Raw genomic sequence first — 12214 nt, 5'->3', positions numbered from 1 at the left:
CGGGAAGCGGCGGGCGCGCGCGGGAAGCGGCGGGCGCGCGCGGGAAGCGGCGGGCGCGTGCGGGAAGCGGCGGGCGCGCGCGGGAAGCGGCGGGCAGTCGGGGAGGGTGGCGGGGCGCACGGATACGACAGTGGTCGCCGGGGCGTTCCCGGCGACCCGCTCGTCGCGGTGTACGGCCCGCCTCAGCGGCGGGACGGGCTCAGCGGTGCCCCTCCGGGCGCTGCCGCCACCTGTCTTCCATCCGGTCCAGGATCGACCGGCGGCGACCGGACCGGCCACCGCGGGGACGACGACTCGTCGTGCCACCCACCACGTGCAGGTCAGGTGACTGCGCCCGCCGGTGCGACTGCACCGCGAACGCGGCCGACGCCAGCATGACGACGAAGCCCGCCACCGCCAGCGGTGGAGTCTTGATCACCGCGCCATAGACCAGTAGAGCCAAGCCAGCGATGATCACGCCGGCAGCGACGAGCAGGCGACGCCGCGCGTGGAAGCGCGGATCGCTGGCGCGCACGGCCGAGGCGAATTTGGGGTCCTCGGCAAGCGACCGCTCGATCTGCTCGAACAGCCGCTGCTCGTGCTCCGAGAGCGGCACGGCACTCCTCCCCGGTCACGTTGGTCGGGCCCACTCGGGCCGACAGACCGTGGCAGCCAACCGGCTGCTTACCCGCAAGTCTACGAGGGGGGTCGCGCGTCGGAAAGCGGGACGACCTACGGGTGGGGCGGATTTTCCTTTCGATGGGCGTCACGGTCCCCCATCAGACTGGCCGGACCTATGACGGACCGCCCGAATCGGGCAGCAGCGGCGTCCGCGGCAGCTTCCGCCTCCCGCCAACCGCGCTCGGGCGCGCCGAGGGTGAGCTGCCGGGGAGCGCTCTGCGCCGGGGCGAGCCCTTCCACCCGGACACCGACGAGCCGGATCCGCTCGCCCGGGTCCAGTGCGGTGTAGAGCGCCCAGACCGTGTCGAACATCTCGCGGGCGGTGTCGGTGGGCACGCCGAGGGTGCGGGAGCGGTTGACGGTGCGAAAGTCGGCCAGCCGCACCTTGAGGGTGACCGTGCGCCCGACCTGGCCGGAACCGCGCAACCGGACGCCGACCTTCGCGCTGAGCGCCAGCAGGGCGCGGCGGATCTCCACCGGGTCGGCCACGTCCGCGTCGAAGGTCACCTCGGCGCCGATCGACTTGTCGACGTGCTCGGGGGTGACCCGCCGCGGGTCACGCCCTGCGGCCAGCTCGTGCAGGTGCGCCGCGGACGCCGCACCCACCGCCCGGCGGAGCATGCCCAGCGGTGCCGCGGCGAGGTCGCCGACGGTGGCCAGGCCGAGCCGGCGCAGTGTCTCGGCAGCCCGCTCCCCCACGCCCCACAGCGCGTCCACCGGTAGCGGGTGCAGGAAGTCGAGGACCTGCCCCGGAGGCACGACCAACAGACCGTCGGGTTTGGCCCGGGTGGAGCCCAGCTTGGCCACGAACTTGCTGGGCGCCACCCCGACCGAGCAGGTCAGCCCCTGCTCGTCGACGACCCGGCGCCGGATCAGCCGGGCGATCGTCGCCGGGGAGCCGAACAGTCTGCGGGCACCGGTCACGTCGAGGAACGCCTCGTCGAGGGAGAGCGGCTCGACCAGCGGGGTGACGTCCCGGAAGATCTGCATGACCGCCCGGGACGCGGCCGTGTACGCGGTGAAGTCCGGGGGCAGGTAGACCGCGTGGGGGCAGCGGGCGCGGGCCTGGCTGGTCGGCATCGCGCTGCGGACCCCGTACCGGCGGGCCTCGTAGCTGGCCGAGCTGACCACGCCGCGCGGCCCCACCCCGCCGACGACGACCGGCCGGCCGCGCAGCTCGGGCCGACGGCGCACCTCGACGGCGGCGAAGAAGGCGTCCATGTCGACGTGCAGGATCGGGCTGGCGGAGTCGTCGGCGTCCGGCCCGAAGCGCGGATCGTCGCCCCGGGGCAACGATTGGCTGCGACCCATCCCGGCAGGCTAACCCGGGGGTACGACAGCACCACCGGCCGACCGGCCGGACCGCGCGCCGCTCAGCCCCGCACGACCAGCAGCGGCACGGTCAGCTCGGCGGCGGTGTCCGCCCCGTGGTACGCCACCAACTTCGACGCCATCGGCCGCTCGGTGCGGCTGGCCATGACGGCGTACGTGTCGTTGCAGGTCACCACCACGTCGCCGATCCGTTCCAGGTGCTCCTCCGGCACCGGCCCGAACCAGCCGGTGGCCACCATCTCCGCCCGGGTACGCACCCGCGCCGCGTCGCCGAGCACCGCCGACCAGGCGGCCACCACGTCGTCGACCGCGCCCGGCTCGACGTGCAGGTAGCGCACCCGGGCCTCGCCGGCGACCACCCGGACCCCGTCGCGCAGCCGTGGATCGGTGTCCAGGTCGAAGCGGTGCGTCAGGGGCACGTCGAGCTGCCCGTGGTCGGCGGTCACCAGCAGCGCGGCGTCCGGTGGCAACCCGTCGACCAGCCGGGCGAGCAGGTTGTCCACCTCGGCGGCGGCGACCCGCCAGGGCGCGGAGTCGAGTCCGCTGAGGTGCCCGTGCCGGTCCAGGTCGGCGTGGTAGCCGGAGACCAGGGTCGGCCCCGGGCCGGCGGACAACGCGGCCAGCATGGTGGCAGCCACCTCGTCGACGCCGGCGGCGCCCCGGAAGTCGCCGCCCCGGTTGGCGGCCAGGGTCAACCCGCTGCCGCCGAACTCCGGCCGGCTCACCACGCTCACCGCCACCCCGGCCGCGCGGGCCCGTTGGAGCTGCGTGGGCACCGGCTGCCAGCGCAGCGGCGACGGGTCGGCGGTCCAGTCGGTGTGGGTGAGCACCCGGTCGGTGCCGGGCACCCGCACGGTGAAGCCGAGCACCCCGTGCGCTCCGGGCGCGACGCCGGTGCCCAGCGTCACCAGGCTCGTCGGGGTGGTGGACGGGAAACCGGCGATGAGCGGCCGACCCACCGTCGCGGCCAGCCCGGCGAGGGTCGGCGCGTGCGGCGCGGCGGTCGGCACCTGGTACCAGCCGAGCCCGTCGACCAGCAGCACGGCGATCCGGCGTACCCCGGCCAGGGCGGGGGCCAGCCCGAGCGGGTCGGTCGACCCGGGCACGCCCAGCACGGCGAGCGCGCTGGGCAGCACGTCGGCGAGCCGGTCCCCGCTGTGCGCCGGGCCGAGGACGGCCAGCGGCGGCGGCCCACCGCCCGGCGCGACGGTCATGCCGGCCGGCGGGCGAACAGGTGCAGCTGGGCGGCCAGGTCCCGGTACGGAGACTGCGCGGCCAGCGCCAGTTCCAGCTCGACCAGGGCCGCGGACTGCCCGTCGGCGACCGCGGCCGGCAGCAGGTCGGCCAGTACGCGTACCCCGTGGATCTCCTCGACCGCCAGCCCGGCGGCGGTGAGCAGCGCGGCGGCGCCGGGGGCGTCGTAGCGGCGGCGCAGCGTGTCGCGCGGCCCGGCGGTGCCGGCCGGGTCGGCGGCCAGCGCCGCCGCGACCTCCAGATGGCCGTTCATGGCGCGGCCCAGCACGGCGGCGGCCCGCCCCGCGACCAGGACGCTCGCCGCGCCACCGGGGCGCAACGCGCTGGCCAGCGCGGCGACCACCGGAGTGGGGTCGTCGACGACCTCCAGGACGGCGTGGCAGAGCACCAGGTCGACGCTGGCCGGCTCGACCAGCCCGGCCAGGGCGTCGCCGTCGCCCTGCACGGCCACGATCCGGTCGGCGACCCCGGCCTCGGCGGCCCGACGGGTCAGCGCGGCCAGCGCGTCCGGGCTCGCGTCGACGACTGTGACCCGGTGCCCGGCGCGGGCCAGCGGGACGGCGAACCCGCCGGTGCCGCCGCCCACGTCCAGCACGGTCAGCTCGGCGGCGCCGCGCCGGTCCAGCTCGGCGCGGAGCACCGACCAGATCACGGCGGTACGGGGGGTCAGCGGCGGCCCGGCGAACCGGCCTCGGGTCTGCTCCACCCGGTCGAGCCTAGTGGTCAGGACTCGGTGCCCTCGACCGCGTCCTCGGCCCGGGACCGGCGCTCGTTGGCCACCGGACCGTTGGTCACCTCGTACTCGCGGGGGTCGGTGAGGTGCGACGGCATCCAGCCGGAGCCCAGCCGGGTCCGCCGGGCGTTGGCGATTCCGCCGCCGGTGTACGTGTGGTTCCCCATCACTTGTCATTCCCCCTCACGGATCACGGGCCGCTCTGCCCGCTCAGGACGAGTCTCCCGCCCGGCGACGCCGAAAACCGTAATGTGGATCACTGGATCAGCGGAAGTCACGGGACGCGGGGCTGACCGGCGGCTCGATCGCGTCCAGCCGGTCGGCGACCAGGTTGGTCACTCCCTCGTGCCGTTGCAGTCGCCCCCGGACCACCAGTGCGGCGCTGGTGCGGGCCACCCGCCGGTAACGCTGCCACAGCCCCGGTGAGCAGGTGACATTCAGCATCCCGGTCTCGTCCTCCAGGTTGAGGAAGGTCACCCCGCCGGCGGTCGCCGGGCGCTGCCGGTGGGTGACGATGCCGCCGACCCGGATCCGCTGGCCCGGCTCCACCCGACCGAGCCGGGCGATCGGCACCGCGCCGAGCACGTCGAGCTGCCCCCGGATGAACCGGGCCGGGTGGCTCTCCGGCGACAACCCGGTGGCCCACACGTCGGCGACCAGCCGGTCCACCGCCTCCATGCCGGGCAGCGTGGGCGCCGCCGCGCCGGTCACCGTGCCGGGCAGCCGGCCCGGTCGGTCCTGGGCCGCCGCGCCGGCGGCCCAGAGCGCCTCCCGCCGGGTCAGCCCGAAACAGGCGAAGGCGTCCGCGGTGGCCAGCGCCTCCAGCTGCGCGGCGGTGAGACCGACCCGCCGGGCCAGATCCGGCATGTCGCGGTACGCCCCGCCGGCCGCCCGCTCGGCCTCGATCCGCTCGGCCACCTCGGCGCCGAGGGTACGCACGCTGGACAGTCCGAGCCGGACGGCCGGGCCGCCCAGTCCCCAGGCGTGCGGCGGCTCCCCCGGCCCGCTGCCCCACCGGGTGTCCGGGGTGGACTCCAACACCGCCAGCGCCCCGCTGGCGTTGATGTCCGGGCGGCGGACCTCCACCCCGTGCCGGCGGGCGTCGTCGACCAGGGTCTGCGGGGAGTAGAAGCCCATCGGCTGGGCGTTGAGCAGCGCCGCCAGGAACGGCGCCGGGTGGTAGCGCTTGAGCCACGAGCTGGCGTACACCAGGTAGGCGAAGCTCATCGCGTGGCTCTCCGGGAAGCCGTAGCTGGCGAACGCGGTGAGCTTGCGGTAGACGTCGTCGGCCAGCTCGCCGGTGATGCCCCGCTCGGCCATCCCGGCGTAGAGCCGGTCGGCGATGCGGGTCATCCGCTCGACCGAGCGTTTCGCCCCCATCGCCCGGCGCAGCTGGTCGGCCTCGGCCGCGTCGAAACCGGCCAGGTCGATGGCGAGCTGCATCAACTGCTCCTGGAACAGCGGCACACCCAGGGTCTTCTCCAGCGCGTTGCGCATCAACGGGTGGGCGAAGGTCACCGGCTCCTGACCGTTCTTGCGCCGGATGAACGGGTGCACCGAACCGCCCTGGATCGGACCCGGTCGGATCAGCGCCACCTCGACCACCAGGTCGTAGAACTCGCGGGGCTTGAGTCGGGGCAGGGTGGCCATCTGGGCGCGACTCTCCACCTGGAACACCCCGACCGAGTCGGCCCGGCAGAGCATGTCGTAGACCTCGGGGTCGTCCAGCGTCATGTCGCCGAGGTCGAGCCGGGACCCGATCATGTCGTAGCCGTAGTGCAGCGCGGAGAGCATGCCGAGGCCGAGCAGGTCGAACTTCACCAGGCCGACGGCGGCACAGTCGTCCTTGTCCCACTGGAGCACGCTGCGGCCGGGCATCCGCCCCCACTCCACCGGGCAGACCTCGATCACCGGACGGTCGCAGATCACCATGCCGCCGGAGTGGATGCCCAGGTGCCGGGGGAACGTCTGCAGCTCGTTGGCGTACTCCACCACCTGCTCCGGGATGCCCTCGACGTCGACCGTGGCGACCGAGCCCCACCTGTCGATCTGCTTGCTCCAGGCGTCCTGCTGACCGGGTGAGAAGCCGAACGCCTTGGCCACGTCCCGTACCGCCGACCGGGGCCGGTAGGAGATGACGTTGGCGACCTGGGCGGCGTGCTCCCGGCCGTAGCGGGTGTAGACGTGCTGGATCACCTCCTCCCGGCGGTCGGACTCGATGTCCACGTCGATGTCCGGCGGGCCGTCCCGCTCCGGGGCGAGGAACCGCTCGAAGAGCAGCCGGTGCCGGACGGCGTCCACGTTGGTGATCCGCAGCGCGTAGCAGACCGCCGAGTTGGCCGCCGAACCCCGGCCCTGGCAGTAGATGTCCTGCTCGCGGCAGAACGTGACGATGTCGTAGACCACCAGGAAGTAGCCGGGGAAGCCCAGCTCCTCGATCATGTTCAGCTCGTGGTCGAGCTGCGCGTACGCCGTCGGGTGCGCCTGCGGCGGCCCGTAGCGCTCGTGTGCCCCGTCGGCGGTCAGCTTGCGCAGCCAGCTCATCTCGGTGTGCCCCGGCGGCACCGGGTACGCCGGCAGTTGCGGCGCGACCAGTTGCAGGTCGAAGGCCAGCTCGGCGCCGAACTCGGCGGCCCGCGCCACCGCGCCCGGGTACGCGGCGAACCGGGCCACCATCTCCGCGCCGCTGCGCAGGTGGGCGGTGGCCGCCGCGGGCAACCAGCCGTCGATCTCGTCGAGGCTGCGCCGGGCCCGGACGGCGGCGACAGTGGTGGCCAGCCGACGCCGACCGGGGCTGGCGTAGTGCACGTTGTTGCTGGCCACCGTCGGCAGCCCGGCCGCGGCGGCCAGGTCGGCGAGCGCGTCGTTGCGGTCGGCGTCGACGGGATGCCCGTGGTCGGTCAGCTCCACCGCCACCGTCTCCGCGCCGAACAGCGCGGTCAGCCGGTCCAGTTCGCGGGCCGCCGCGTCCACCCCCTCGGTGAGCAGCGCGCCCGGCACGTGCCCCTTGCGGCAGCCGGTCAGCACCAGCACGTGGTCGCGCAGCTCGGCGGCGACCTCCTCCAGGTCCCCGTAGATCGGGCGGCCCTTCTCCCCGCCGCGCAGTTGGGCACGGGCGATGGTGGTGGCCAGCCGGGCGTACCCCTCGTGGCCGTGCGCGAGCACCAGCAGGTGCGCGCCGTGCGGGTCGGGTTCGCCGTTCTGCGGGCCGGGCAGCCCGAGGGACAGCTCCGCGCCGAAGATGGTCGGCAGGCCCAGCGTGCGGGCCGCCTCGGCGAAGCGGACCACCCCGTAGAAGCCGTCGTGGTCGGTGACGGCGAGCGCGGTGAGCCCCAACCGGGCCGCCTCCTCGGCCAGCTCCTCGGGATGGCTGGCGCCGTCGAGGAAGCTGAAGTTGGTGTGCGCGTGCAGCTCCGCGTAGGGCACCACGCCGTCGGGGCGGGGCAGCTCCGGCGGCTGGTACTGCTCGCGCCGGCGACTCCAGGCCGGGGAGTCCCCACCGTCGGCGTCCACGGCGAGCGGGTCCACCACGTGCAGGTGCCGCTCCTCGCGCGACCGCCCGCCGCCGGAGCCGCCGCTGGCCCGGCCGGAGAGCACCCGCTCCAGCTCCGACCAGGGCATCTTCGGGTTGTGAAAGCTCATCCGGCCCCTCCGCCGGCTCGGACCGCGCCGCCCGCTCGGACCGCGCCGGCCGCTTCTGCCGGCCCGACGGCGGTGGCACGACCGACCAGCCGCCCGGCGGTGCGCGACCCCGCCAGCGGCAACAGCCACCATGAGCGGTATGACTGTGAGTCATATTTATGACTCACAGTCATACCGCTCATCAGGACATCTGCCTCCCGGCCAACGCCGGTCATGGGCCAACCTGACTCAGTCATAGATCGCCTCCACCAGCCACTGCCCGGACTCCACAGCGAGCAGCAGAGCGGTGCCGTCGGCGAGGCTGACCTGGAACCGTGCCCGACGGCGAGCCTCGGCCGGCGCCCACCAGCGCTCGTCCACCGGCCACGGCCCGGCCCAGCCCACGATCTCCGCCGGTCGGCCGTCGCCGACCACCAGCCGGGCGGGAACAGCGCTCACCGCCAACCGCGCACTGATCACCACCGGCTCGCCGGTGGCGTCGTGCACGGTCGCGGCGAGCGGGCTGGGCAGCACCACGGCGGGCGCGGGCGGCGGCAGCCGGCCCGGCCACGGCGGAACGCCCCCGCCGCGGTCAGCAGGCCGACCGGCACCACCGGCCCGGTCACCACCGGCACGGTCACCACCGGCCCGGTCACCACCGGGGGCCGGGTCGGCGCCGGCAACGGCCGGCGGGCCCGGCCGGGCGGGGAGCCGTTCGTCGCCCCACGGCACCAGGCGCACCTGGTCGGCCGGGGAACGCCCACCGCCGAGCACCGCCGTGACCACCGCTTCCGGGCCGAGGATGCCCTGCACCCGACTCAATGCCCGGTGCGCCCTCTCCCGCTCCTCGCCCGTCTCCCCCCAGAGGCCGGTCTGCAGGCCGGCCTGGGCGATCACCCCGTCCGGGATCAGCCGCAGCCGGATGATGCCGGCCGTCGGCCGGGCCGGTCGGGCACCGGCGCGGCCGTTGCTGCCGGAGAGCCAACCGTCGAGCTGCCAGCGCACCCGGTCGGCGATGGCGGCGGCGGTGAGCAGGCCGTCGTGCCGCCACACCCGGTGCAGCTCCTGCCCGTGCTCGGTGACCGCCTCGATGCCGAGCCGGGTGCAGGCCAGCCCGTGCCCGGCGAGCCGGTCGTGCAACTGCTCGGCCAGCGCGCGGGCGGCGAACGCCGCCGCGTCGACCCGGTCGATCGGCTCGTCGTACGCGGAGGTCACCGTCAGGTCGGTCGGCGGCTGCCGGACGGCGAGCGGGCGGTGATCCCGGCCGGCGGCCAGCCGGTGGGCCAGCGCGCCGTCGAACCCGAACCGGGCCAGCACGTCACCGGCCGGTAGCGCGGCGAAGTCGCCGAGGGTCCGCACCCCCAGCCGGCGCAGCAGATCGGCCAGTGCGGACCGACCGAGCGCCTCGACCGGCATCCCGGCCAGGAACGCCGGTGTTCCGCCCGGCGCCACCACCCGGCCGGCGCGGGCGGCCAACCCCGCGGCGAACACCCCGTCGGCGATGCCCACCTGGCTCTCCACCAGACAGGACTGGGCGACATGCTCGATGAGCCGCTCGGCGGCCGCCTCCTCACCGCCGAGGTAACGACTCGGGCCCCGGGCGGCGACCGCGCAGGCGCCCGGGCGGACCACCTCGACGCCGGCGACCAGTTCCTCCAGCGCGGCGACCACCGGCTCGAACGCCCGGGCGTCCCGGCCGGGGTCGTACTCCACGACGGTGAGCTGCGGGCAACGGCCCTGCGCCTCCCGCTTGCGCAGCCCTCGGCGCACGCCCTCGGCGCGGGCCCGCTCGGAGCAGGCGACCACCCGGTTGGCGTGCAACACGGCGACCGGACCGGTGGCCGGCACCCCGTCGACGATCTCGGCGGCGAGCACCGGCCAGTCCGGGCACCACAGCAGCAGGGTCCGGATCGGCGAGCCGGTCACCCCGACCCGACCAGGGCGAGCGGCACGGACGGACGGCCCACGGTCGACCGCACCGCCCGGGGAATGACCCGGGTGAGCTCGGCACCGGGAAGCCAGACCTTGATCTCCTTGGGGCGGGCGGCCGCTCCGCGCCCGCGCGCCGAGACGGTGACCTCCCGGCGACGCAGCCGCCCCCGGCCCTGGCCGAGCCCTTCCCAGACCCCACGGACCACCTGCAACGTCACGTCCGCGCCGTCCCACCGGCCGTACGGAACGAGTACGCTGCCGCGCTGCCGGGCCCGCGCGGCCAGCCGGGTGGCGACCGAGGCGGAGACCGAGGCGGGTACGGCGGTGACCACGACGTCCACCCCGTCGATCAACGCGGCGACCACTGTGGCCCACTCGGGGCCGGGATTCGGCACCAGGGCCAGCCGGTCCAGGGCGATGCCCAGCTCAGCTGCCGCACCCGCGCCGAACGTCGGCACTCCGACCACGGCACACCACGAACCGGCCCGGGACGCCTCGGCCAGCAGGGCCAGCACCAGCGAGGTGCCGCCACTGCGTCGGGGCTGACCAGCGACGACCGCGATCGTGCTGCCGCGGCGCAGGCCCCGGTTGGGCAGCAGGCCGGTCAGCTCGGGCGCCACCGGTAGCACCCGGTGGCCGCCGACCGGATCGGGTGCGCTCGCTGGGCGTACCAGATCGGCCAGTGCGGCGGAACCGACCACCATGCGGCCCGCCATTGGACCAACTCCCCCGTCGTTGCTGTGGAACAGATCAGGACCGACGCACCGTGACGCCGGCCGCCCGGCTTCCCTTCCAGGCGGTCGGCGTCACGGCGGGCTCATGCGGCGAGGCCGTCCAGGGCCGGTTGGTGTGCCACGCCGAGCGCGGTCTCCACCACCGTGACGAACTGTTCGGCGGCGCGGAGCAGATCGTCTGCCTCCCGGGCGCTGACCACCCGGGGGATGCCGGCTTCGGCGGCGGCTCGTTTGCCGGCCCCGGCGGCGAAGAACCGGGCCCACTCGTCGAGCTCGGGGGCGACGGCGCAGAGCAGGACCCAGACGCTGGTGATCCGGTTGCGCCGGCTCGGGGCGGGCCGGGCCCGGGCGGCGAGCAGGGCGGCCGCCGCACGCAGCGCCGCCAGGTGGGCGGCCGCATAGCGCAGGCCGTCAGGTCGGGTCTGGCCGGCCTCGACCAGCCCACGGCGGGCCAGGGTGAGGAGCTGGGCAGGGGTGCGGTGCGGCAGCACGTGCGCCGGCACCGTCGGTGCCTGAGCCGGGTTGGTCGGCATGGACTGTCTCCTCCACATGGCCGGGGCGTCGGCCGGGGCAGTGGTGCCGCCGACGAGACGCCGAGGTCGGGTGGTGCGGAGGAAGACGCACCGGGGGTGGCCGGCCGGGTGTGGATGCTTCCCCACACCACACCCGGCCGGCGTACCGGCGGGTTCGTCGCCCGCCGCCCGGGGGTCGTGGGCGGCGAGCGACGCTCCTGCCTGACGGGACCGGGCTCGCGACTGCCCGGAAACCCAGGTGCGGCCCGCGAAGCCACACCGCCCGGAGCTGGCGCCGCGAAACACCGCGCTCCGGCTGGTTGGAACGGGCGTTCGAGGCAATCGAACACTCGTTCTAACTGCTCCTGACAGTACACCTCCCCTCCGACGAAAATGCAACGTGTGACGCGCCGAGGCTCGCCGTCCGTACGCACCGGAGTGAACCGGCGCCGGCGGACCGGGAAGAATGTCCCCATGCAGCCACACCCGAACGTACGGGCGGTGCAGGACGCACTCGACGTCGCCGGTGCGCGCGACGGCGCCGGCCAGCCCAGCACGGTCCGCCTGCTGCCCGACGCGGTGCACACCGCGGCAGCCGCGGCCGAGGCGCTCGGCGTCGAGGTCGGCCAGATCGCCAACTCGCTGATCTTCGACGCGGACGACGCGCCGCTGCTCGTGCTCACCTCCGGCGCGCACCGGGTCGACACCGCCGGCCTCGCCGCGTCCATCGGAGTCACCCGGCTGCGCCGGGCCACCCCGGAGTTCGTCCGGAAGCACACCGGGCAGCCGATCGGTGGGGTAGCCCCGCTCGGGCACCCGCAGGCGCTGCGCACCCTGGTGGACACCGCGCTGGCGGCGTACCCGCAGATCTGGGCCGCGGGCGGCGTACCGCAGGCGGTCTTCCCGACCACCTACGCCGAGCTGCTGCGCGTCACCGCCGGCGTCCCGGCCGAGGTGGCGTGAGCGAGCCGCGCGAGCGAACCGGCCGGCACAGCAGCGCCGTACCGGAGCTGGTCACCCTGCACGTGTGGCGGACCTCCCGCGGCGCGCTGCCCCGGGCGCTGACCCGGATGGCGGTGGACCCACGTCGACTGCGGGCCCTGCCGGGTGTCCGGTTCGGCAAGCTGCTGGGCACGGGGACCGGCACCGGCTTCGGGCCGGGTGACGCCGACCTGACCCGGTGGGCGGCGCTGACCGTCTGGGACTCCCCCGCCGCGGCGGCCGGCTTCGACGACTCGCCGGTCGGACGCGCCTGGGCGCGGATCGCCCACGCCCAGGCCCGGGTCGACCTGCGCCCGCTGAGCAGCCGGGGCGAGTGGTCCGGCCAGCGACCGTTCGGCGAGCCGCCGGGCGGCCGGGTCACCGGCCCGGTGCTGGCGCTGACCCGGGCCCGGTTACGGGCCCGCCGGGCGGCCCCCGTCTGGCGGGCGATCCCG

General features: G+C 75.5%; 10 protein-coding genes and 1 pseudogene. 2 read left to right on the top strand and 9 right to left on the bottom strand.

Annotated elements, in window-relative coordinates; translation table 11 throughout:
• Positions 1-199: 199 nt before the first annotated feature.
• The 9 genes from ABZU46_RS27930 to ABZU46_RS27890 all read right to left on the bottom strand — a co-directional run bounded on the left by ABZU46_RS27930 (position 200) and on the right by ABZU46_RS27890 (position 10799).
• A complete protein-coding gene (locus ABZU46_RS27930) occupies positions 200-595 on the bottom strand; it encodes a DUF3040 domain-containing protein (RefSeq protein ID WP_234590673.1) in 396 nt (131 codons plus the stop codon).
• 116 nt (positions 596-711) lie between these two features.
• A complete protein-coding gene (locus tag ABZU46_RS27925; RefSeq protein WP_354862382.1) occupies positions 712-1971 on the bottom strand; it encodes a DNA polymerase IV in 1260 nt (419 codons plus the stop codon).
• 62 nt (positions 1972-2033) lie between these two features.
• A complete protein-coding gene (locus tag ABZU46_RS27920; RefSeq protein ID WP_354862380.1) occupies positions 2034-3206 on the bottom strand; it encodes a nucleotide pyrophosphatase/phosphodiesterase family protein in 1173 nt (390 codons plus the stop codon).
• Entirely contained in the window at positions 3203-3973 is a 771-nt protein-coding gene (locus ABZU46_RS27915; RefSeq protein WP_354862385.1) for a methyltransferase domain-containing protein, read from the bottom strand. The genes ABZU46_RS27920 and ABZU46_RS27915 overlap by 4 nt, the downstream gene beginning before the upstream one ends.
• The gene (locus ABZU46_RS27910) at positions 3970-4146 is read right to left on the bottom strand and encodes a hypothetical protein (RefSeq protein WP_354862384.1); all 177 of its coding nucleotides are present in this window, start codon (positions 4144-4146) and stop codon (positions 3970-3972) included. Before ABZU46_RS27910 ends, ABZU46_RS27915 begins: the two co-directional genes overlap by 4 nt.
• Before the next feature lie 97 nt (positions 4147-4243).
• Positions 4244-7621: an error-prone DNA polymerase gene (locus ABZU46_RS27905; protein WP_354862378.1), complete on the bottom strand. Its 3378-nt coding sequence runs from the start codon at positions 7619-7621 to the stop codon at positions 4244-4246.
• 228 nt (positions 7622-7849) lie between these two features.
• Entirely contained in the window at positions 7850-9526 is a 1677-nt protein-coding gene (locus ABZU46_RS27900; RefSeq protein WP_354862376.1) for a DNA polymerase Y family protein, read from the bottom strand.
• Positions 9523-10248: a hypothetical protein gene (locus tag ABZU46_RS27895; RefSeq protein WP_354862375.1), complete on the bottom strand. Its 726-nt coding sequence runs from the start codon at positions 10246-10248 to the stop codon at positions 9523-9525. Before ABZU46_RS27895 ends, ABZU46_RS27900 begins: the two co-directional genes overlap by 4 nt.
• 101 nt (positions 10249-10349) lie before the next feature.
• Positions 10350-10799, bottom strand: a complete 450-nt coding sequence (locus ABZU46_RS27890) for an SAV_6107 family HEPN domain-containing protein (RefSeq protein ID WP_354862373.1) — start codon at positions 10797-10799, stop codon at positions 10350-10352.
• A gap of 453 nt (positions 10800-11252) precedes the next feature.
• Between ABZU46_RS27890 and ABZU46_RS27885 the strand changes: the two genes are divergently transcribed.
• Positions 11253-11741: a YbaK/EbsC family protein gene (locus ABZU46_RS27885; RefSeq protein WP_354862371.1), complete on the top strand. Its 489-nt coding sequence runs from the start codon at positions 11253-11255 to the stop codon at positions 11739-11741.
• Positions 11738-12214 (top strand): annotated as a pseudogene (locus ABZU46_RS27880) (monooxygenase); the annotation flags it as partial. The gene ABZU46_RS27885 and the pseudogene ABZU46_RS27880, both read left to right, overlap by 4 nt.

The sequence above is a fragment of the Micromonospora sp. NPDC005197 genome, from assembly GCF_040608295.1.
Taxonomy (GTDB): Bacteria; Actinomycetota; Actinomycetes; order Mycobacteriales; family Micromonosporaceae; genus Micromonospora.
Note: the sequence above shows the minus strand (reverse complement) of the source record. Positions and strands in the feature narration are given on the sequence as shown.

Bases quoted from the DNA above. Each gene is read 5' to 3' on its own strand.
- ABZU46_RS27925 (WP_354862382.1), bottom strand. From the start codon at position 1,971: ATGGGTCGCAGCCAATCGTTGCCCCGGGGCGACGATCCGCGCTTCGGG.
- ABZU46_RS27920 (WP_354862380.1), bottom strand. From the start codon at position 3,206: ATGACCGTCGCGCCGGGCGGTGGGCCGCCGCCGCTGGCCGTCCTCGGC.
- ABZU46_RS27910 (WP_354862384.1), bottom strand. From the start codon at position 4,146: ATGGGGAACCACACGTACACCGGCGGCGGAATCGCCAACGCCCGGCGG.
- ABZU46_RS27905 (WP_354862378.1), bottom strand. From the start codon at position 7,621: ATGAGCTTTCACAACCCGAAGATGCCCTGGTCGGAGCTGGAGCGGGTG.
- ABZU46_RS27895 (WP_354862375.1), bottom strand. From the start codon at position 10,248: ATGGCGGGCCGCATGGTGGTCGGTTCCGCCGCACTGGCCGATCTGGTA.
- ABZU46_RS27890 (WP_354862373.1), bottom strand. From the start codon at position 10,799: ATGCCGACCAACCCGGCTCAGGCACCGACGGTGCCGGCGCACGTGCTG.
- ABZU46_RS27885 (WP_354862371.1), top strand. From the start codon at position 11,253: ATGCAGCCACACCCGAACGTACGGGCGGTGCAGGACGCACTCGACGTC.